We start from the raw sequence: 20,278 nt of genomic DNA on the forward strand, positions 1-20,278 counted from the left end.
TTTTACATTGTGCTTAAAATCACTTTTTAATTTTTTTCATATCATTTAACCATAAATCTAGCTGTGCTTCAAAACCTATACCTTTGCTATGATAAAATTTCAAATCTTTTTCTAGATATCTTTGCCTAACCCATCCTCCAAAATCATGCGGATAAAGGTAGTTTTTTCTTTGTGGGTTATTATTATCAAGATAAGGAAGTATTTTTAATGCAGGATTATTTTGTACATAATTTAGTGCTTCATTTATAGCAAGATAGCTTGAGTTTGACTTAGGCGAACTTGCTAAAAATACCACACATTGAGCTAAGATGATCCTAGCTTCAGGATAGCCTATGTTTTTTACTGCTATGAGTGTGCTTGTGGCTAGGTTAAGTGCTTGTGGGTTTGCATTTGAGATATCTTCACTTGCAAATATCACTAATCTTCTAGCGATGAAATCCGCACTTTCACCCCCATCAATTAACCTCGCAAGATAATATAAACTCGCATCCACATCACTTCCTCTTAAACTTTTTATCATAGAACTAGCTAGTCTATAGTGTGTATCTTTACTTGAAGTGCCATCGCTTAAAACATTTGCTCTTAATTTTTTTAAAGTTTCAAGTGTGATATGAGTGCTATCTAAAGCCAAAGCAAACTCACATAAATTTAAAAAGCTTCTTGCATCATTTGCACTAGAAGTGATTAAAAAGTCTTTAGCATCATCATCGATTTTACATTGGAGTTTTTCTTGCACTTTTGTGGCAAGTTTTTCTAAGTCTTTATACTCTAAACCTTTAAATTCAAAAAGCATACTTCTGCTTCTTATGCCTGAAGTTAAAGTAAAGTAGGGGTTTTCAGTGCTTGCGCCTATGAAAAGGCATTTTTGATTTTCCAAAGGGATTAAAAGCATTTCTTGCTGGGTTTTTGAAAGCCTATGTACCTCATCAATAAATATCAAAGGTTTATATAAAGAATTTTCATAATTACTTAGTATTTTTCTAAGTTCTTCAAGTTTAAAATTCCCTCCATCAAACTCATAAAAGTCTAGTTTATACTCATACGCTATTGCTCTTGCAAAAGAAGTCTTCCCGCAACCTGCTGGGCCAAAAAATACACTATGAGGGAGTTTTGAAACTTGTATGAATTTTTTAAAAATTTCTACTAAATTTTCTTGTCCTAAAACCTCATCTAAAGTTTTAGGACGAAAAGTTAAGCTTAAATTTGTCATTGTGGATTTATGGTAAGTCTTTCACCATTAATGATAGTTGTAACATCACTTTTATTAGAATCATCATAGATAAAATCAAGCATATAAGAGCCATTATTATCTACGAAATAAGTATCAAAATTTGCAAAATCAGGCCAAATTTGACTAGGAAGAATTTCTGTGTTTGCATGAAATTGTGATTTTATATTGTTTTCAGTGAAAATAGTTTGTCCATTTGCGTCAAATTTTTTACCTTCTTTTTCAAAACTTAGATTATTTAAGATGATTTGTGGGTTTGCTTTTAAAAACTGACTTGCCAAAAGCATCATAGAAAAAATATCAGTGTTTGAATTTTGCATTAAGCTATCATAAGCTTTTTTAGAAAGATTATTAAAATCCATATCTAAATTAATATTATTTAGCATAAAGTTTTCATTTGCAAGATTAAATTTAGCTAAATCTAGTTTTAAAACACTATCATAATCGTTTTGAGTATTTTGAGCTGTTTTTGCAAAAATTTTTAATTTATCAAAGTCAAAAGCAATAGAACTTATAAAACTAGCACTATCAATGCTTATATTTTGCTCACTATTTCTACTAGGACTAAAGATATCATTAAAGCTTAATTTTTGTATAGGAAATTCAGAAATTTTGATATTTTTTGCTTCTAATTTTTCTTTATGAGATAGTTGTTCTAATAAAACATAACCTAGATTAAGTTCCATATTTTTTACAAATTCATCAGAACCTATAATCTTAAATGATGTATTGTTTAAAACTAAATTTGTATCATTGCGTGTGAAATTAATATCATTTATTTTTGCATTGATGTTAATGTCACCACCTTTGACGCTAACTAAGATTTTAAAGATTTCTTCGTTTGGAAAAATGCCTTTTAAGTCTTCATTTTCATTTAAAATAGAAACGATAGCATTATTACTTGCAAAAAAATTATTGGAAAAATCCACATTCACTTTAAAACTATAAGGTAAATCATTAAGTGTAGCTATAAAACTTCCTTTGGAATTTAAAAGTCCTTTAGTGTAATTAGTATCTTCAACATTATAATATGCTGTATCTTGACTCATTTGTGCAAAGATTTTTTCATTGATTGAGTTAATATAAGAAGCTGAGGTAAAAAACCCTATAACTAGTAAAATTACTACTACAACCCCTGCGATGATTTTTTTCATTCATTTTCCTTAAGTGAAATTTTAAAAATTATATATTTTTATTACTAACTAATGCTTATAAAATTCTCACATTTATACATTACTTAACTTTTTTACTTATAATTGCACTATTTAAAATCAAAGGTAAAAAAAATGAAACTTTTTGGAACAGATGGAGTACGCGGTAAAGCGGGGGAGTTTTTGGATTCATTTTTAGCAATGCGTTTGGCTATGGCTGCTGGAATTTATTTTAAAGACAAAGCCCTTACAAACAATATCTTAGTAGGAAAAGATACAAGAAGAAGTGGTTATATGATAGAAAATGCTATCGTTTCAGGACTTACTTCTATAGGTTATAATGTTATAGAAATAGGCCCTATGCCAACACCTGCTATTGCGTTTTTAACTGAAGATATGCGTTGTGATGCAGGGATTATGATATCAGCTTCACACAATCCTTACTATGATAATGGCATTAAATTTTTTGATGCACACGGAAATAAACTTGATGAGCAAGCAGAAGCAAAAATAGAAGAAATTTATTTTAATGATAAACTCATAGAAGAAGCAAGAACAACAAAATCACAAATTGGTCAAGCAAAAAGAATTGATGATGTGATAGGAAGATATATTGTTTCTATAAAAAATTCTTTTCCTAAAGAGCTGACTTTAAAGTCTTTACGCGTTGTGTTAGATGTGGCTCATGGAGCTTCTTATAAGGTAGCACCTACGGTTTTTAAAGAACTTGGTGCAGATGTGATTGTGATCAATGATAAGCCAAATGGTTTAAATATCAATGAAAATTGCGGGGCTTTACATCCTTTAAATTTAGCTTTAGAGGTAAAGAAATTTAGAGCAGATGTGGGTTTTGCTTTTGATGGGGATGCGGATCGTTTGGTTGTTGTGGATGAAAAAGGCGAAGTAGCTCATGGAGATAGTCTTTTGGGTGTTTTAGCTTTATTTTTGAAAAAACAAGGCAAGTTAAAATCAAGTGTAGTTAGCACTATAATGAGCAATGGTGCTTTAAAAGAGTTTTTAACTAAACATAAAATCACACATGAAACTTGCAATGTAGGCGATAAATATGTACTTGAAAAACTCAAAGAATGCGGTGGAAATTTTGGTGGTGAGCAGAGTGGGCATATTATCTTTAGTGACTATGCAAAAACTGGAGATGGTTTGGTAGCTGCTTTACAATTTAGTGCTTTAATGCTAAGTGAAGCAAAAAGTGCAAGTGAAATTTTAAATCAAGTTAAACCTTACCCACAGCTTTTGCATAATCTTAAAATTTCAGAGAAAAAAGACTTAAGCAAGCTTGCAGGTTTAGAAGAGTTGAAAAAAGATTTAGAAAAAAAAGGAATTGCTAGTTTGTTTAGGTATTCAGGTACAGAAAATTTAATACGCTTATTACTTGAAGCAAAAGATATTAAGCTTTTAGAAAAAGAAATGAAAGCTGTTGAAAGCTTTTTTATGAAAGCATTGAATGCTTAAAATTTTATCTTTAAAATTTTGGCTTGTTTTTGCTTTAGTTTTTATACTAGATCAAGTAAGTAAGTATTTGTTTTTGCAAGGGCTTGAATATAAGGGTGAAATTTTTGATTTAGTTTTAACCTATAATACCGGTGTAGCCTTTTCAATGTTTGCATTTTTAGGAGAGTATTTAAAATACATACAACTTGTTTTTATTTTGGCTTTGTTTGTGTATTTGCTTTATCAAAAAGAATTTTTTAAAACACATTTGATCGCTTTTGCTATTATGCTATCTGCTGGGTGTTCAAATTTACTTGATCGCTTTGTGCATATAGGTGTGGTGGATTTTGTATTTTGGCATAAGTGGTTTGAATTTGCTGTGTTTAATTTAGCTGATGTGATGATAAACATTAGTGTAGCTTTGATTTTAATAAAAGAAATTTTTAATAAAAAAGGAGAAAAATGTTAGATTTTTTAACTGACTGGTATTTGTGGATTAAAATGGTGCATTATTTAGCTTTTGTTTCTTGGATGGCTGGATTGTTTTATTTACCAAGACTTTTTGTCTATCATACAGAGCATAAAGATAATAAAGGCTTTGTAGAAGTGGTAAAAATTCAAGAAAGAAAATTGTATTTTTATATCCAAACTCCTGCGATGATAGTAACTTTAATAAGTGGAAGTTTGATGTTGCATGTAAATAAAGTTTTGATGGTTGGATCAGGATTTATGCATGCTAAATTAACCTGTGCTTTGCTTTTGATTATTTATCATTTGCAAAATTATTATTATTTAAAACAACTTCAAAATGATACTTGCAAAAAGAGTGGGAAATTTTTTAGAGCTTATAATGAAATTCCAACGATATTATTTATAATTATCGCTATTATGATGGTGGTAAGACCATTTTAGTAAAAAGCCTTTAAAGGCTTTTTATCCTTTAAACTCCATACTTTTAAAATCAAGTGGATCAACATTTTCTTGCATGATATTAATGTGTTCTTTATCTTGTAAGCGTTTATTATCTCTAAATACAGCACGCACTAAATCCATACCAGTGTAAAAATCTTTCATTAATACCATAAACAAATAACGCCCAAATTCACTTGTGTGTAAAGTATTATTTTCTTTTTTTATAGCTTTACTTAGCTTAAGACCTAAAAGCTCTATAAAAAGATCTTTTTCTAAATTGCAATCTAAAGTTTTGTTAAATTTATCAATCTCGATTTTACCTGCAAACATTTCAGTTAAAAAGACATATTTGATGATTTCTTTTCTGCTAAAATTAGCTTTAGCAATATTTGCATTTTGTTTTTCTTTTATGAGTTTAGAATAATCATTTAAATTAAAAGCATTGATTAAAAGCTCTCCATCTAAAAAGCTAAAAGCCCCACTTCCTACACCCAAATACTCATGATGGCTACTTACATACTCATCATTAAAGCTACTTTTTTCTAAAGAAAATGACCATGCATTATTTCTTTCATAATCTTTGAAAAAATCTATAATGATTTTATAAAACTCAAATTCATTATCTTTAAAACTTACTCCTAGAGTTTTTGCGATATTATCTTTTGTGAGGTTTGATTTCATTAAAGGATAAGTTGTGATTTGTTGAGGTTTTAAATTTTTGGCTATTTCTAAATCATTGAGTAATTGCTCTTTAGTTTGAGAAGGAAAGTTAAAAATCAAATCAAGACTCATAATAGGAAGCACACCTATAGCTTTAGAAAGCTTTTCTTGAAGCTCTTTGCTTGAACCAAATTTATGATACCTTGCTACTTTTTTTAAAGTATCATCATCAAAACTTTGTATACCACAACTTAAACGATCTATAAGCCCTTTAAACATTTCTAGCTTTTTAGGTTCGATATGATTAGGATCGCTCTCGCAAGAAATTTCTTTAATATTAAATAATTTTTTGCAAAGTTCTAAAGTTTTAGCAAGTTCTTCTTCGTTGATCAAAGTAGTACCACCACCCACATACATAGAAGTAAAATCAAATCCTTTGTCTTTGATTTGTTTGATTTCTTCTCTTAAGCTTTCAAAATATCTTTTTGCTAAATCTTCACTATAATAATACTTATGAAAACTACAATATGGACAAAAAGTATGGCAAAATGGTATATGAGCATAGAGCATATAAGATTTTTTTGGATTAACTTTTTTTTCTTGTCCTTCTTTTAAAAGTTTTACATCAAAACCATTCTCTAAAGATTTTTGCATGGCTTTATGTGAGTAAGAAAGAGCTAAGTTTTGTAAAAAATTCATATTTTTCCTAAAAATTTCATTTTGTAGTTATTTAAAAAGACTATAATTGTATCATATTTTTACAAAGGCTTTATAATGAAAAATATTTTTATAGCATTTTTTGTATTTTTATTAGGGCTTATAAGCGTGTCAAATTCTGCACCTTTAGATGAAATTTTTCAAGATATTAATGTTTCAGGTAATATGCGTTATCGTTTTGAGCATAATAGCCCAAAAGATAGAGGAAATAATAATTTTAATCAAAGAATTCAAATTCAAATGCATTAACAACTAAGCCTTAAAGGCTCAGTTGTTATAAAAGTTTTCTTTTAAGTTTTCTTCCATAGTTTTGATATTTTCTTTTGATTCTTCTTTAGCGTTAAATCCACCACCAAAGGCTTTCATAACATCTACAATGGAATTTGCAAGCTCGTAAGATGAGTTAGTGTAAGAAAGTTTAGCATTTAGGTAATTTCTTTGATCTTGTAAAAAATCAGCTAAATTAATCACGCCATTTTCATATCTTAAGGTAGAAATTTCATAAATTTTACTTTGAGCTAGAAATAAATTTTTATAATTTTGCTCATTTTCATAATAGCTTTGGCGGTTAAATAAAGCAAGTCTTATTTCCCCAAAGGCCGTTTTTAAGGTATTTTCATATTGTAAAAAAGCTTCATCTTTGGTAAGTTTTGCGATATTAACATTATTCATAATCTCACCCCAATGAAAAATCGGCATTGCAAAATTTCCAGCTACATTCCAAGTATTGCTTCCATGTTTAACTAAAAGATCTAAATCATTACTTTGAAAACCCAAAAGTCCTGTTAAAGAAAGGTTTGGTAAAAATGCAGTTCTGGCTACTCCAACAAGATAGTTTTTTTCTTCTAAAATTTTTAAACTAGCTTGCACATCAGGTCTTTGAAGCAAAATTTCACTACCAATGCCTTCAGGTATACTAAGCTCGTATTGTCCTATTTTTTTATACTCTATGCTATTATAAAGTATATCATCAATATCATTTGAAGTTAAGATTTTTAAAGCTTTGGTATTAGCTTCTTTTTGAATTTTAGCATTTATGAGTAAAACTCTTGAATTTTCAAGCTCAGCTTTAAATTTGTTAAGCTCATACTCACTAATTACTCCAAGTTTAAAATGCTCTAATTTTAACTCATAAGTTTTTTGATAACTTTGGGTTGTTTCTTCTAAAATTTTTACTTGCTCACTTAAGCTTGCTAGATTAAAATAAGTTTTTACTACATTAGAAATTAAGCTTAATCTTGCACTTTCATAGTCAAACTCACTAGCTTGTAATTTTGCTTTTGAAGCATTATAAGTATCTCTGTATTTACCCCATAAATCTACTTCATAACTTAAATTTAAACCCATATTAAAATCATTGCCATAGACAAATTCATTACTTTTGTTGCTTGGAGCATTGATGCTAGTTTTTGCTCTTGCTCCGCTAGCACTTCCATCTAGTTTAGGAAGCAGATCGCTTCTTGCTATACCTAAAGCCTCATAAGCTTTTTGTAAATTCATATATGCAATTTGCAAGTCGTTATTGTTTTTTAAAGCTTGATCGACTAAGGTGTTTAAATAATTATCATCAAAAGCTTTCCACCATTGTTTGTTAATGCTAATGTTTTGATCTAAGCTTTTAGTGTAATTTACATCTTTAATTTCTAAATTTGGTTTTAAACTGCAAGCTGTTATTAAAAAACAACTTGCAAAAATTATTAACTTACGCATTGATTTTACCTCTTTTTTTATCAAGCCATTTATTAAAACTTTCTAGTAAATAGAAAAATAAAGGTACAAAGAAAATGGCTATAGTAGAAGCTGCTATCATACCACCTATAATACCTGTACCTATCGCATGGCGGCTTGCACTTCCTGCTCCATATGCAAAGAAAAGCGGTAAAATACCACAAATAAATGCCAATGAAGTCATTACAATAGGTCTAAATCTCAATTTTGCTGCACTAATAGAAGCTTCAAAAATACTCTTTCCTTTTTTAAGATGCTCTTCCATAGCAAATTCAACAATCAAAATGGCATTTTTAGCAGAAAGGCCTATTAAAAGTAAAAGTCCTGTTTGAAAATATATATCATTTTCTAATCCTCTAAGCCATACAAAAAGCAAAGAACCAAATACTGCAAAAGGCACAGCCGTAATTACTGCTAAAGGCATGAGCCATCTTTCATATTGTGCTGCTAGAATTAAAAATACAAATAATAGTCCTAGCATAAATGCTATTTGTCCAGCACCGCTACTTGTAACTTCTTGATAAGCTGAACCTGACCAAGCAATAGAATAATCCTCTCCTAAAGTTTCTTTTGCCACTTGTGCAATTGCATCAATGGCTTGTCCTGAAGTATAGCCAGGAGCAGGATCACCTTGCACTAAAGCCGATGGAAACATATTAAAGCGTTTTACATCATCAGGACCAACACTTCTTTGTAATGTTAAAACGCTATCTAGAGCTATCATAGAACCATCTTTTGATCTAACAAAGATGTTTTTTAAAGCATTTTGAGTATTTCTAAAATCTCCAATTGCGCTTATATTTACACGATAATTTTTTCCAAGCATAGAAAAATCATTTACATAATAAGTTCCTATGGTGGCATTTAGAGTGCTAAATACATCAGCTAAATTTAAACCATAAAGTTTTACTTTATCGCGATCAATTTCTAGTTTTAATTGCGGAAAATTAGTATCAAGCGTTGTTCTTACATTGTGAAGTTCGGGACGCTTGTTTGCTGCTTCAACTAATTTATTTACATCAACTTGAATTTGATCATAACTTTTTCCGCTACGATTTTGTGCATACATCTCAAAACCACCAGTTAAGCTTAAACCTTGGATTGGTGGTGGATTAACAAAGAAAGTTTGAAAATTTGGATTTAAGAAGTATTGTTTGTTATAAGATCCAACTAAATCAAAACTACTAATATCTCTATCATCCCAATTTTTCAAATTAACAAACATTGCGCCAGAATTTTCTTTTAAAGAACCTGTAAAAAGATCATAGCCTATAAGTCCTACCACATTAGTTACATTCTCATTTTTGCGGATTTCTTCTGCCATAGCATCCATTGATTGAGTAGTTCTATTAAGCGAAGATGCTGCGGGTAGATTGACAATAGTTAAAAAGTTTCCTTGATCTTCATTTGGAACAAGTGAATTTGGAACAAGTTTGAAAAGTCCATATAAACCACCCAAAAAGATTACAAAAATTAACATAAAACGCACTGTTCTTTTAAGTATATAAGCCACACCAGCGCCAAAAACTTCGGTAGACCAATCAAAAATATCATTAAATTTTTTCACAAAATAAAAAGGTTCACCTTCATTTCTTCTTAAAAAAATTGCACATAAAGAAGGAGTTAGTGTTAAAGCTACAAAGCCTGATATAGTAACAGATATTGCTAAGGTTATGGCAAATTGTTTTTGGATTTCTCCCACAAAACCTGATATAAATGAAACGGGTATGAAAACCGCACAAAGTACAAGAACTATAGAAACAACAGGTGCAGCAACTTCACCCATAGCTTTAATAGCTGCTTCTTTTATGCTTATATTTGGATCTTCATGCATAATTCTATCGATATTTTCAACTACTATAATTGCATCATCAACAACAATACCAATAGCCAATACTAAGGCAAAAAGCGTAAGTAGATTGATACTAAAACCTAAGACATATAATCCTGCAAAAGTTCCCAAAATAGAAACAGGAACAGCAATCATTGGTATAATAGTTGAGCGGAAATTTTTTAAGAACAAATACATTACAATTACAACTAAAATTAATGCTTCAAAGAAAGTTTTTACCACTTCTTTAATGGAAGCTTTAATAAATATAGTTGTATCATAAGGCACTTTATAAGTTAATCCTTCAGGGAAATTTTTAGAAAGTTCTTCAAATTTTTTCTGCACTAATTCTGCTGTATTTACAGCATTTGCTCCAGTTTGTAAGAAAATCAAAATAGGAGTAGCGTCATTTCCGTTTAATCTACCTTTAAAAGTATATTCTCTTGATCCTAAAGAAACTTCGGCTACATCTTTAAGTCTTAAAAAAGAGCCATCACTATTTGCTCTTATGATAATATCTTCAAATTCTTTAGTATTTTTTAATCTTCCTTGCATAGTTACTGAATACACATAAGGAGATCTTTCCACCACAGGTTCTTGACCTATCTTACCAGTAGCATATTGAGCATTTTGCTCGCTAACTGCAGCAATAACATCAGTCGCAGTAACTTGATATTTGTTTAATAAATCAGGATTAAGCCAAATTCTCATAGAATAATTTCTTGCACCAATAGCTACGGCATTACCCACACCAGGAACCCTAGCAAGATCATCTAAAATATTTAATGCAGCATAATTATACACTTCGAGTGAATCCATAGAGCCATCAGGAGAATATAAAGTAGCAACTTCTAATATACTTGAACCGGTTTTTCTTACACTAACACCAGTTTTTTTAACATCTTCAGGTAGTTTTGCCATAGCAGCTGAAATTCTATTATTAACATCAACTGTTGCTTGGTCAGGATCTGTACCTATATTAAAATATACACTTAAGCTCATATCTCCTGAAGAGCTTGAAGTTGAATCCATATAAATCATATTTTCAACCCCATTGATTGCATCTTCAAGAGGAATAGCCACCGTTTGAGCCACCGTTTGAGCATCAGCTCCTGAGTAAGTTGCACTTACCTTAACAACGGGTGGAGTTAAGGAAGGATATTGCTCCACGGGTAAAGAATAAAGTCCTATAATACCTGCTAAAGAAATGATAATAGCTACAACAGAAGCAAATACAGGTCTTTCTATAAAGAATTTAGAAAACATTATTTATTCTCCATTACGCTAACACTTGCACCAGGACGGATTTTTTTGAAGTTATTTAAAATCACTTTATCCCCATTTTTTAAGCCCTTATCAATAATTGCTTTATCAGAAGTTTGATAAATAACATTAACAATAGTTTTAACTACTTTTCCATCTACAAGGGTATAAACATAAGTAGCACTATCATCTTGCAAAAGCGCAACTTGAGGAATTTCAAAACCATCTTTTTGAACAAAACCACCAACATGAACATTTGCAAAAGAGCCAGGCATTAAGTTTGAATTGTTGTTATCAAAAATAGCCTTTGCTTTTACTCCACCACTATGAGTATCTATAACGCTATCTACGAAATATAATTTTCCATTGAAAAGTTCTCCACCAACATTAGCTTGCACTTGGATATTTTCTAATTTCCAATTGCCGCTTTGAATATTTTTATTCATATTGATTTTATCTACATCAGAAATATAAAAATCTGCAAAAATTGGGTTAATGTTTGTAATGCGTACAAGTTCAGTAGATGAAGCATTTACATAATCACCCACATCCATTAACGCATCACCTAAAATTCCATCAAAAGGAGCACTTACTATGGTGTATTTTAAGTCTAATCTTGCATTAGCAAGTTTTGCTCTAGCGCTTTCTAGATTAGCTTTTGTGGAGTTAAATTTAGCCAAACTTGCATCAAATTCTTTTTGTGAAATAGCATTTTTTTCTATTAAAATACTATCTCTTTTAAAATTTTTTTCAGCATCATCAAAATTAGCTCTTGCTACCAAAGCTTCTCCATAAGCCATATTTACACTTGCTTGGTATTTGTCAGGTTCTATAAGAAAAAGCTTATCGCCTTTTTTTACAGCTTGACCACTTTTGAAGTATTTTGCTTTGATTTCACCGCTTACTTTAGGTTTGACTACTACATCTAATTCAGTACTTAATCTCGCAGGATAAGTAAATTCTAAAGGTAAATTAGCGCTTTGCATAGTCATAATACTAACAGGTTGAGGAGGGAGTTGTTTAACTTGTGCATTTTTATCATCTGAACATGCTATAAAGATAAGAGAAGCACAAGCTAGAGTTAAAAGTTTTGTTTTCATTTGTTTCCTTAAGTTATTTATTTAGCTAAATAAAAAGTAATTTATATTACAAAATTAATAAATACTATTTTATCAATCTTTAGTTAATTAAAATTAACAAGACCTTGAGTAAAAAGCTTTACGATTTTTTTTGCATGGCTTTGTTGTTCTTTTTTATTCATTGAAACTTTATTTTCAAAAGTGCTTTGTATAAAAAATGTCCCTCTAAGCATAGCGCAAAAAGTATAACTTAAAAATTCAGCATTTTGAGCTAAAATTTCATTTTCTTCTTCAAATCTTTTTCGAAGAACATATTCTACTTCTTTTCTATTGCTTCCTTTAAACCATTTTCCAAAATCAAATTTTTCATTATAAATTTCAGAATACAAAAGTCTTACTATAGCTATAGTTTTGGTGTCGTTAAAAATCCCTAAATAAGCTTTTGCAAATTGATATAAGAATTCTTCTAAATTAGCATCAGGTGAAAGTCGCATATTTTTTTTTAAAATAGCTAAAAAATGATTTTCTGCAAAATCATTTAAAACCGCTTCAAATAAACCTTCTTTACTTTTAAAATGCTCATATACGCAAGAAAAAGATCCACCAGCTTGTTTGATAATATCTTTAAGATTAGTTGCTTCGTAGCCATTTTTTAAAAATGACTCCGCAGCGATTTGTTTGATTTTTTCAAGCCTTGCTTGAGATTTTGAAGAAATTCTTTTTTTCATTTTAGTATTTTTTATGCTCTATGATAGAATTTTTAGGATATACAAAATTGCTCTCGCGTAATATGACAATATTTTTATCATCAAGTGCATAGGCTTTGATGGTTAATGGTATTACAGTGTCTTTTCTATCATTATCGGCTAGTTTTTTAGTAGCTTTTAAAACAACTATATGTTTATCTTTTTCGCCAGCTTTTAGTTTAAAAGATTTTTTAGGTCTAATGATTTCTAAGCCATCTTCAATGCCTTGTAATTTCACATCAAAATAATACTCATGAGTTTTATTATCGGTGTTTTGAAATAAAAATACATAAGCATTACTAATAATTAATTCTCCATCATGGGTTTTTCTGATTTGATAAAGCTCACTAGAACGGTTGATATTTAAAAGCATATTTTCTTTTTTACTTCCCATTAAAACTAAAGCCACAAAAACACCACACAAAACAACTAAATATCCAATAGTTCTAAATCTAAAATATTTTACTTTTTCCCTTGTTTCAATAGCTTTTGCACTAGTCCAATTAATTAAGCTAGGACGATTAAATTTGGCTTGAACTTTTGAACAAGCATCGGCACATTCAAGACAATTAATACACTCAAGTTGCATTCCTTGGCGTATATCTATATGTGTAGGACAAATTTTTACACAGGCTTCACATCCTATACATTCACCTTGTGGTGGCTTTTGATAAAGTTTGGTATGTCCATCATAAATCGCACCTCCTCTTTTATCATCATATATTACTTGAACGGTGTTATTATCAAACATTACAGATTGAATTCTTGCATAAGGACATACATAAACACAAAATTTTTCACCCAAATATACTATATCAAAAGTAAAAACCAAAGAAGCACAAAATAAAATCCCTAAAAGCAATAAATGATCAGCAGGATTTTGAATGTATGTAAAAAAATCTTCAGGTGGTACAAAATACCATAAAAATGCACTCATCATTAACAATGAAAAAAGATAAAAAATCACAATACTTAAAGCTTTTTTGACGAAAAATCCACTGACTTGCTTTTGTTTATTTGTTGTGCTTTTATGAATTTTAAAGATTTTTGTTTGTAAAAGATCTCTATAAATAACTCTAGCAATAGTTTGAGGACAGCTCCAAGCACACCAAATTCTTCCTGCTAAAGTAGTAACAAAAAGTATAGTTAAAAATATACCCATGATAACAAAAGGCATTAAATACAGCTCTTGAGTATCAAAAGCGATAAAAAATAAATTAAGTTTTTTATGATCAAAGCTTAATAAAAAGAAATGATTTCCATTTATTTTTATAAAAGGCAGTGCTATAAAAATAATCATAGAAATGATATAAGCTATATATCTTTTTTTAGTATAGTTTGTGATGTGAGCATTCATTTTATTTTCCTTAGAAATATTTCTTTATATTGTAGTATTAGAAAAATTAAATCAAACTTTGTCTTAATTAATAATTTATATTTAATTTTTATTTATATAATTATTACAAAAATAAGTTTTATTTTCAAGAAAATTATGATATAATCTTTATTTTAAAATTTATTTAAAGAAAGGTGGTGAGGGTCGTGCCAGGAATCAAGGTACATCCTAATGAGTCTTTTGATGAAGCGTATAGAAAATTCAAAAAGCAAGTAGATAGAAATCTAGTTGTTACTGAAGTTCGCGCTAGAAGATTTTTTGAGCCTATGACTGAAATTCGCAAAAAACAAAAAATTTCAGCACGCAAAAAAATGCTTAAAAGACTTTATATGCTTAGACGCTACGAGTCAAGACTCTAATACCAAAAAAGCCGAGAAATCGGCTTTCTTCGTTAAAATATTTATGTTTTTTTGGATTATAATTATTCATTTTTTCGGACTTATTTTACCAGGACCTGATTTTTTCTTAGTAAGTTCATATGCATTAAGAGAAGGGGTTAAAAGTGCTTTAAAGGCAAGCTTGGGAGTAAGTTTAGCTGTTAGTATATGGATTATACTTTCTATACTCGGATTAAATGTCGTTTTTCATAAATTCCCATTTTTACAAATTATACTATCAAGTTTTGGAGCATTTTATCTTTTGTATTTATCTTTTAAGATTTACAAGAATACAAAAAATGACAAAATTAAAGTTCAAAAAACTTATATATCTGCATTTTTAAGTGGAATGATTACAAATTTATCTAATCCTAAAGCAATTTTTTATTTCGCCAGTGTTTTTGCAAGTTTTGATTTTACACAAATGCGATGGATGCTGATAGTCTTGATATTTGTTTTGATTTTAGAAACTATAATTTATTTTTCTTTGATTTCTTTATTATTTTCTAAACCATTTATGGTAAGAATTTATCAAAAGAATTTAAAACTTATTGATTATCTAAGTGCTTTTATATTTTTTGCTTTTGCTGTGTTTATTTTAAGTAGTAATTTAATGACTATGATAAACTAAAACAATTAATTTTTATTAATACTTTTTTTGTTAAAATCTTATTAAGTTAAATTTATAAATTTTTATAGGAAAGATTATGAAACACATTAAAACTATACTCAAACTTAGTATGATAAGTGGTATTGCTGCAATTAGTGCAGGTGCTTTAAGTGCATGTAGTAATAATACAAATGATTCTAGCAATAACGCTTTAAGTCAAGCGGCAAATACTCAAGGGGCCTTTGTTATTATTGAAGAAACCGCTCCAAATCAATACAAAATCAAAGATCAATTTCCAAGTGATGAAACTAGGGTAGTCTTAAAACAACTTGATGGAACTGAAAGGGTTTTAAGCAAAGAAGAAATGGATAAATTAATCCAAGAAGAAGCTGCTAAAATAGACAATGGTACTTCAAATTTAACAAATCCAAACAATGCTCAAATGAGTAGCGGTGGGCTTTCTTTAGGCGAGACATTGCTTGCGAGTGCGGCTGGAGCTATTTTGGGAAGTTGGATAGGTTCAAAGCTTTTTAACAATCAAAATTTTGCAAATCAACAAAGAGGAGCATTTTCAAATCAAAGTGCTTATCAAAGAAGTGTAAATAGCTTTAATAAAGCAAGTACAAGTGCTACTTCAGGATCAAATGCAAAAAAATCAGGCTTTTTTGGTGGTGGCTCTAAAGCTACTTCAAGCTCTACAAATTCTTTTGGCTCTTAAAAGGTGAAAAAATGAATTTTTTAAAAGTAAATCCTTTAGAAAAATCTTATTTAGAGCAAATAGGTTTTTCATGGCATACGGATAATGATGGAAGTGATTATTTAGATTCTAATTTAGTTTGCGTAAGGGAAGATGAAGCAAATGCATACTACGAAGCAGTTAATGAGCTTTATGATATGTTTGTAGCTGCTGCGCAAGAAGTGATTGATAATGATCGTTTTGACGAGCTTGGAATTCCTTTTAATTTGGTTGATGCGATTAAGATGAGTTGGGAAAATGATGTGCATTGGCATTTATATGGTAGGTTTGACTTAGCAGGTGGGCTTGATGGTAAGCCTATAAAACTAATAGAATTTAATGCTGATACTCCAACATCTTTATTTGAAAGTGCTATTTTGCAATGGGCTATTTTAAAGCAAAACAACCTAGATGAAAGCTCGCAATTTAATAATATATATGAAGCTTTAAGAGATAATTTTAAAAGACTTATAACCTTAGAAGAAGATGTAAGTGAATTTGAAAAATATTATGAAGGTTGGAAAATATTGTTTTCTTCAATTGCAGGTAGTGATGAGGATATGATTACAACAAAACTTTTAGCACACATTGCTAGTGAAGCTGGTTTTGAGAGTGAATTTTCTTATATTGATGAGGTAGAATTTTCACCCGAAGGAATTTTTAAAAATAATGTAAATTTTGAGTATTTTTTCAAACTCATTCCTTGGGAAAGTATAGCTATAGAAGAGGGTGAACTTGCTATGCTCTTAACTCAAATTATGCAAAATCAAAAAGCAATTATTTTAAATCCTGCTTATACTTTACTTTTTCAAAGCAAGGGTATAATGAAAATTTTATGGGAGCTTTATCCAAATCATCCTTTATTGCTTGAAACAAGTGATGAACCTTTAGTGGGTAAAAAATGTGTTAAAAAGCCTGTTTTTGGTAGAGAAGGAGCAAATGTTTCTATTATAGAAGCTAATGGAGATATAAGTTTTGAAACAAGTGGAGATTATCAAAACAATCGTTTTGTGTATCAAGAATTTGCTGAGTTTAATCAAAATGAAAATGATTATTATCAAGCAGGAGTTTTCTTTGCTTATGAGGGTTGTGGTTTAGGTTTTAGAAAAGGTGGTTTGGTGCTTGATAATTATTCTAAATTTGTAGGGCACATTGTTAAAGGATAAAAAATGAAAATAGTATGTTTAGATGCTGCTACTTTAGGTGGAGCTGATTTAACAGCTTTTGAAAGTATTGGGGAATTTATAAGTTATGAACTTACATCTAAAGATGAGGTTATCTCAAGAATATCTGATGCACAAGTTGTGATGATAAATAAAGTCATCATTGATCAAGAAGTTATAGATAACACCAATTTAAAGCTCATTTTGCAGCTTGGCACAGGGGTAAATAATATAGATGTAGCTTATGCAAATTCTAAAGGTATAATAGTAAAAAATGCAGCTGGGTATTCTACCAAAAGTGTTTTAAGTCATACATTTGCTTTGCTTTTTGCTTTTTTAAATCAAATCCCATATTATGATGGATGGACCAAACAAGGGCTTTGGGTAAAAAGCCCAATATTCACTGATTTTAGTAGAACTTTACATACTCTAACAGGAAAAAAACATGGTATTATAGGGCTTGGAGTTATAGGTAAAGAGGTAGCTAAGGCTTCGCAAATATTTGGAGCAAATGTTTGTTATTATTCTACCTCAGGGGTTAATAATGATGATACATATGAGAAAGTAAGCCTTGAAGAGCTTTTAAAAACTTCTGATGTGATAAGTATCCATGCACCTTTAAATGAAAAAACAAAAAATTTATTAAATAAGAAAGAATTAATGCTTTTAAAAGATGAGGCCATTTTAATTAATGTAGGTCGTGGTGGGATTATTAATGAAGTAGATTTAGCTCAAATTATGGATGAAAAAAATATTAGAGTAGGGCTTGATGTACTTGAAATAGAACCTATGGTTGAAAATCATCCTTTGCTTAATATAAAAAATAAAGAAAATTTAATTATCACTCCACATGTTGCATGGGCTAGTGAAGAATCCATACAAAATTTAGTCCAAATCGTATTTAATAATCTTAAGGAGTTTATAGAAAATGGCAAATGAACATAGTTTTGACATTAGTGGGGAAATTGACAAACAAGAGCTAAAAAATGCTTTAGAGCAAGCTAAAAAAGAGCTTGATAGCAGATATGATTTAAAAGGTATTAAAAGTGAAATAGAGCTAAATGAAAAAGAAAGTATTTATAAGCTTACTTGTTCAAGTGAAGCAAAAATTGAAGTGCTAAAAGATATTGTTATTTCAAAACTTATCAAAAGAGGGATTAACCCTAATGGTATTAAAGAGTTAAACAGGGAGAGTGGAGCAAATTTTAGATTGAATTTAAAAGTTAATGATGCTATTGATACTGATAGTGCTAAGAAGATTAATAAAGCTATAAAAGATAGCAAGCTAAAGGTAACTTCAAGCATTAGAGGTAATGAAATTCGCGTAGTTGGTAAGCAAATTGATGATTTACAAAGCGTGATGAAAATAGTAAAAGAGCTCAATTTAGAACTTAATCTTAGTTTTAAAAACCTTAAATGATAAAGTTACTTCAAATAGTTTTTTTGTGTTTTGTGTGTGTTTTTTTAAGCTCTTGTGCTTTAAAAAGTAAAACACAATCACAAAGTGCTTATATTGTTTTAAAAACCCCTCAATTTAGATTTGCTGATTATGGCTTTTTATATGAGGGAAAAAATTTTACAAGTTTAGAGCTTTATAGTGCCTCTAAGGCTTTACTTGAGTTAAAAATCATGGATAAAATTTGCATTAATGGTGTATGTTATGCAAAAACTTTTTTTAATAAAAGATTTTTTAATTATGAATATTATGATGATTTTTTGCAAGATTTAATTTACAAAAAACCTATTTTTTATGGGAAAAATAAGCAAATCACTTCTTGTGGTTTTACTCAAAATATTATAAGCAAAAATTATGATATTTTTTATGAGGTTTGTGATAAAAATATGAGTTTTAGTGACAAAAAATCTAAAATTAAATTTAGCATAAAATCAATATAAAGGAAAATATGAAAGATTTAAAACTTTTTCTTAATGATACTTTTAAAAGCAATATTTATAAAAACTTACAATGCAGTGAAGATGAAATTTTAATTTTAAAGCATTTGTGTAAAAATTATTTACAAGCAAATGTAAGCATTAATGCCTATAATCTTCTTAGTGAAGTTTTTAAAAATGATGAATATGAGTATTTAGATCATTTAAAAGATCTTAAAAATCTTATAGAAAAAGGTTTTATTATTCAAATTTTTTCTGATTTTAAATCGAGTAAAAACTCAAGTTTATTTTTAAATTTGTTACAATGCGAGTTAAGTTTAAGTGAGGTTTTTTTACAAATTTTAGAAAATAAAACTATACAAGATTTTATGCAAGATCAAATTTATGAAGATCATATTGCATATTTAAAAGATGAATTTTTTAAAATCGAGCTATATCAAAGATTGCGTTTTTTTGCTAAAAGCTCTCAAAGTAAGAATATTAAAAAAGATATAGCTATATTTGAAGCATATATTAAAGAGCGTTTAAAAAAGAGTAAAATTTCTAATGTTTTGGCAGATATTTTTAAAGAGTATGCTTTAAACGATAAAGAATGTTTGATATTTATTAGTTTATTAAAAGAAGAGTATTTGCTAAATACTGAAAATTCTTATAGTAGAGATTTTAATTTTTTACTTCATTTAATTAGCGAAGATGATGTTCAAAAACAAGAAAACAAAGTCTTACTAGAAGAAGATTCTAAGCTACTTAGTTCAAATCTTTTAGAATATGATGAATTTGTTAATTCTTTGGGTGATATAACTAAGATTTTTTATTTAAGTGATGATATTTTACAAAGAATTATTAATTTTAAAGAACCAAAGAAGAATAAAAAAATTAAACTTCAAAATTTAGTTAAAGAACAAGATATTTTTGAGCTAATTGAGCCAAATATTAATATAGATGATGTTATTATGCCCCAAAGCACTAAAGATCTATTGGAAAGTATATTAAAACAACAAGATAAAAAGGTTTTGGAAAGATTAAATAAATGGGGTATAAAAACAAATAAAAATATAGAAGCTAAGATAATTTTCTATGGTCCTGCTGGCACGGGTAAGACTATGAGTGCGCTAAGTATGGCAAAAGCTATGAAAAAATCTATTTTGAGTTTTGATTGTTCTAAAATTTTAAGCAAATATGTGGGCGAGAGCGAGCAAAATGTAAGAAAAATTTTTGATACTTATAAAGAGCTTTGTCAAACAAGCAAACAAAGTCCTATTTTGCTTTTAAATGAAGCTGATCAATTTTTAAGTACTAGGGTAGAAAGTAGTGGCGGTGCTGATAAAATGCACAA

20 protein-coding genes are annotated in these 20,278 nt (G+C 29.2%); 12 read left to right on the forward strand and 8 right to left on the reverse strand.

Features of this window, described 5'->3' with window-relative positions; all coding sequences use genetic code 11:
- Window positions 1-19 precede the first annotated feature (19 nt).
- On the reverse strand, window positions 20-1,210 hold the full coding sequence (locus tag CAMP5063_RS00810; RefSeq protein ID WP_337194622.1) for a replication-associated recombination protein A: 1,191 nt from the start codon (window positions 1,208-1,210) through the stop codon (window positions 20-22).
- Window positions 1,207-2,382, reverse strand: coding sequence for a YdgA family protein (locus CAMP5063_RS00815; protein WP_263681062.1), 1,176 nt, complete (start codon window positions 2,380-2,382; stop codon window positions 1,207-1,209). Before CAMP5063_RS00815 ends, CAMP5063_RS00810 begins: the two co-directional genes overlap by 4 nt.
- Before the next feature lie 132 nt (window positions 2,383-2,514).
- Between CAMP5063_RS00815 and glmM the strand changes: the two genes are divergently transcribed.
- The 3 genes from glmM to hemJ are packed head-to-tail and all read left to right on the forward strand — an operon-like array spanning window position 2,515 to window position 4,743.
- Window positions 2,515-3,852 (forward strand): phosphoglucosamine mutase, encoded by a 1,338-nt coding sequence (gene glmM / locus CAMP5063_RS00820; protein WP_039629248.1) that lies wholly within the window; start codon window positions 2,515-2,517, stop codon window positions 3,850-3,852.
- Window positions 3,845-4,300, forward strand: a complete 456-nt coding sequence (lspA, locus tag CAMP5063_RS00825; RefSeq protein WP_133319071.1) for a signal peptidase II — start codon at window positions 3,845-3,847, stop codon at window positions 4,298-4,300. The genes glmM and lspA overlap by 8 nt, the downstream gene beginning before the upstream one ends.
- On the forward strand, window positions 4,294-4,743 hold the full coding sequence (gene hemJ, locus CAMP5063_RS00830; RefSeq protein WP_039629243.1) for a protoporphyrinogen oxidase HemJ: 450 nt from the start codon (window positions 4,294-4,296) through the stop codon (window positions 4,741-4,743). Before lspA ends, hemJ begins: the two co-directional genes overlap by 7 nt.
- Before the next feature lie 21 nt (window positions 4,744-4,764).
- Here hemJ and CAMP5063_RS00835 read toward each other — a convergent pair whose 3' ends face one another.
- On the reverse strand, window positions 4,765-6,102 hold the full coding sequence (locus CAMP5063_RS00835) for a coproporphyrinogen III oxidase family protein (RefSeq protein WP_263671564.1): 1,338 nt from the start codon (window positions 6,100-6,102) through the stop codon (window positions 4,765-4,767).
- 75 nt (window positions 6,103-6,177) lie between these two features.
- On the opposite strand from CAMP5063_RS00835, the gene CAMP5063_RS00840 reads away from it, so the two are divergent.
- Window positions 6,178-6,369 carry a mini-MOMP protein gene (locus tag CAMP5063_RS00840; protein WP_263671565.1) on the forward strand — a complete coding sequence of 64 codons (192 nt, stop codon included), beginning with the start codon at window positions 6,178-6,180 and terminating at the stop codon, window positions 6,367-6,369.
- An 18-nt stretch (window positions 6,370-6,387) separates the two neighbouring features.
- Here CAMP5063_RS00840 and CAMP5063_RS00845 read toward each other — a convergent pair whose 3' ends face one another.
- The 5 genes from CAMP5063_RS00845 to ccoG form a co-directional block, all read right to left on the reverse strand.
- Window positions 6,388-7,830, reverse strand: a complete 1,443-nt coding sequence (locus tag CAMP5063_RS00845; RefSeq protein ID WP_337194623.1) for a TolC family protein — start codon at window positions 7,828-7,830, stop codon at window positions 6,388-6,390.
- On the reverse strand, window positions 7,823-10,945 hold the full coding sequence (locus tag CAMP5063_RS00850) for an efflux RND transporter permease subunit (protein ID WP_337194624.1): 3,123 nt from the start codon (window positions 10,943-10,945) through the stop codon (window positions 7,823-7,825). The genes CAMP5063_RS00845 and CAMP5063_RS00850 overlap by 8 nt, the downstream gene beginning before the upstream one ends.
- Window positions 10,945-12,042 (reverse strand): efflux RND transporter periplasmic adaptor subunit, encoded by a 1,098-nt coding sequence (locus tag CAMP5063_RS00855; RefSeq protein ID WP_133319066.1) that lies wholly within the window; start codon window positions 12,040-12,042, stop codon window positions 10,945-10,947. Before CAMP5063_RS00855 ends, CAMP5063_RS00850 begins: the two co-directional genes overlap by 1 nt.
- Before the next feature lie 83 nt (window positions 12,043-12,125).
- Window positions 12,126-12,749 (reverse strand): TetR/AcrR family transcriptional regulator, encoded by a 624-nt coding sequence (locus tag CAMP5063_RS00860; RefSeq protein ID WP_133319065.1) that lies wholly within the window; start codon window positions 12,747-12,749, stop codon window positions 12,126-12,128.
- Between the two features lies 1 nt (window position 12,750).
- Entirely contained in the window at window positions 12,751-14,124 is a 1,374-nt protein-coding gene (gene ccoG / locus CAMP5063_RS00865; protein ID WP_337194625.1) for a cytochrome c oxidase accessory protein CcoG, read from the reverse strand.
- Between the two features lie 185 nt (window positions 14,125-14,309).
- On the opposite strand from ccoG, the gene rpsU reads away from it, so the two are divergent.
- The 8 genes from rpsU to CAMP5063_RS00905 all read left to right on the forward strand — a co-directional run.
- Window positions 14,310-14,522 carry a 30S ribosomal protein S21 gene (gene rpsU, locus CAMP5063_RS00870; protein WP_002780697.1) on the forward strand — a complete coding sequence of 71 codons (213 nt, stop codon included), beginning with the start codon at window positions 14,310-14,312 and terminating at the stop codon, window positions 14,520-14,522.
- 43 nt (window positions 14,523-14,565) lie between these two features.
- Window positions 14,566-15,171, forward strand: a complete 606-nt coding sequence (locus CAMP5063_RS00875) for a LysE family transporter (protein WP_263659242.1) — start codon at window positions 14,566-14,568, stop codon at window positions 15,169-15,171.
- A 76-nt stretch (window positions 15,172-15,247) separates the two neighbouring features.
- On the forward strand, window positions 15,248-15,868 hold the full coding sequence (locus tag CAMP5063_RS00880; RefSeq protein ID WP_133319062.1) for a UPF0323 family lipoprotein: 621 nt from the start codon (window positions 15,248-15,250) through the stop codon (window positions 15,866-15,868).
- An 11-nt stretch (window positions 15,869-15,879) separates the two neighbouring features.
- Window positions 15,880-17,052: a glutathionylspermidine synthase family protein gene (locus CAMP5063_RS00885; protein ID WP_263728404.1), complete on the forward strand. Its 1,173-nt coding sequence runs from the start codon at window positions 15,880-15,882 to the stop codon at window positions 17,050-17,052.
- 3 nt (window positions 17,053-17,055) lie between these two features.
- Window positions 17,056-17,988: a D-2-hydroxyacid dehydrogenase gene (locus CAMP5063_RS00890; protein ID WP_133319060.1), complete on the forward strand. Its 933-nt coding sequence runs from the start codon at window positions 17,056-17,058 to the stop codon at window positions 17,986-17,988.
- A complete protein-coding gene (locus tag CAMP5063_RS00895) occupies window positions 17,978-18,469 on the forward strand; it encodes a YajQ family cyclic di-GMP-binding protein (protein ID WP_337194626.1) in 492 nt (163 codons plus the stop codon). The genes CAMP5063_RS00890 and CAMP5063_RS00895 overlap by 11 nt, the downstream gene beginning before the upstream one ends.
- On the forward strand, window positions 18,466-18,945 hold the full coding sequence (locus CAMP5063_RS00900) for a hypothetical protein (protein ID WP_337194627.1): 480 nt from the start codon (window positions 18,466-18,468) through the stop codon (window positions 18,943-18,945). The genes CAMP5063_RS00895 and CAMP5063_RS00900 overlap by 4 nt, the downstream gene beginning before the upstream one ends.
- 8 nt (window positions 18,946-18,953) lie before the next feature.
- On the forward strand, window positions 18,954-20,278 hold a 1,325-nt coding region (locus CAMP5063_RS00905; protein ID WP_337194628.1), incomplete at its 3' end, for an ATP-binding protein.

It is taken from the genome of Campylobacter sp. RM5063 (assembly GCF_024723655.1).
Classification (GTDB): Bacteria; Campylobacterota; Campylobacteria; order Campylobacterales; family Campylobacteraceae; genus Campylobacter_D; species Campylobacter_D lari_D.

Coding starts and splice junctions, on each gene's coding strand:
- CAMP5063_RS00875 (WP_263659242.1), top strand. CDS start 14,566: ATGTTTTTTTGGATTATAATTATTCATTTTTTCGGACTTATTTTACCA.
- CAMP5063_RS00835 (WP_263671564.1), bottom strand. CDS start 6,102: ATGAATTTTTTACAAAACTTAGCTCTTTCTTACTCACATAAAGCCATG.
- CAMP5063_RS00840 (WP_263671565.1), top strand. CDS start 6,178: ATGAAAAATATTTTTATAGCATTTTTTGTATTTTTATTAGGGCTTATA.
- CAMP5063_RS00845 (WP_337194623.1), bottom strand. CDS start 7,830: ATGCGTAAGTTAATAATTTTTGCAAGTTGTTTTTTAATAACAGCTTGC.
- hemJ (WP_039629243.1), top strand. CDS start 4,294: ATGTTAGATTTTTTAACTGACTGGTATTTGTGGATTAAAATGGTGCAT.
- CAMP5063_RS00850 (WP_337194624.1), bottom strand. CDS start 10,945: ATGTTTTCTAAATTCTTTATAGAAAGACCTGTATTTGCTTCTGTTGTA.
- CAMP5063_RS00810 (WP_337194622.1), bottom strand. CDS start 1,210: ATGACAAATTTAAGCTTAACTTTTCGTCCTAAAACTTTAGATGAGGTT.
- CAMP5063_RS00855 (WP_133319066.1), bottom strand. CDS start 12,042: ATGAAAACAAAACTTTTAACTCTAGCTTGTGCTTCTCTTATCTTTATA.
- CAMP5063_RS00860 (WP_133319065.1), bottom strand. CDS start 12,749: ATGAAAAAAAGAATTTCTTCAAAATCTCAAGCAAGGCTTGAAAAAATC.
- ccoG (WP_337194625.1), bottom strand. CDS start 14,124: ATGAATGCTCACATCACAAACTATACTAAAAAAAGATATATAGCTTAT.
- CAMP5063_RS00880 (WP_133319062.1), top strand. CDS start 15,248: ATGAAACACATTAAAACTATACTCAAACTTAGTATGATAAGTGGTATT.
- CAMP5063_RS00885 (WP_263728404.1), top strand. CDS start 15,880: ATGAATTTTTTAAAAGTAAATCCTTTAGAAAAATCTTATTTAGAGCAA.
- lspA (WP_133319071.1), top strand. CDS start 3,845: ATGCTTAAAATTTTATCTTTAAAATTTTGGCTTGTTTTTGCTTTAGTT.
- CAMP5063_RS00895 (WP_337194626.1), top strand. CDS start 17,978: ATGGCAAATGAACATAGTTTTGACATTAGTGGGGAAATTGACAAACAA.
- glmM (WP_039629248.1), top strand. CDS start 2,515: ATGAAACTTTTTGGAACAGATGGAGTACGCGGTAAAGCGGGGGAGTTT.
- CAMP5063_RS00890 (WP_133319060.1), top strand. CDS start 17,056: ATGAAAATAGTATGTTTAGATGCTGCTACTTTAGGTGGAGCTGATTTA.
- CAMP5063_RS00815 (WP_263681062.1), bottom strand. CDS start 2,382: ATGAAAAAAATCATCGCAGGGGTTGTAGTAGTAATTTTACTAGTTATA.
- CAMP5063_RS00900 (WP_337194627.1), top strand. CDS start 18,466: ATGATAAAGTTACTTCAAATAGTTTTTTTGTGTTTTGTGTGTGTTTTT.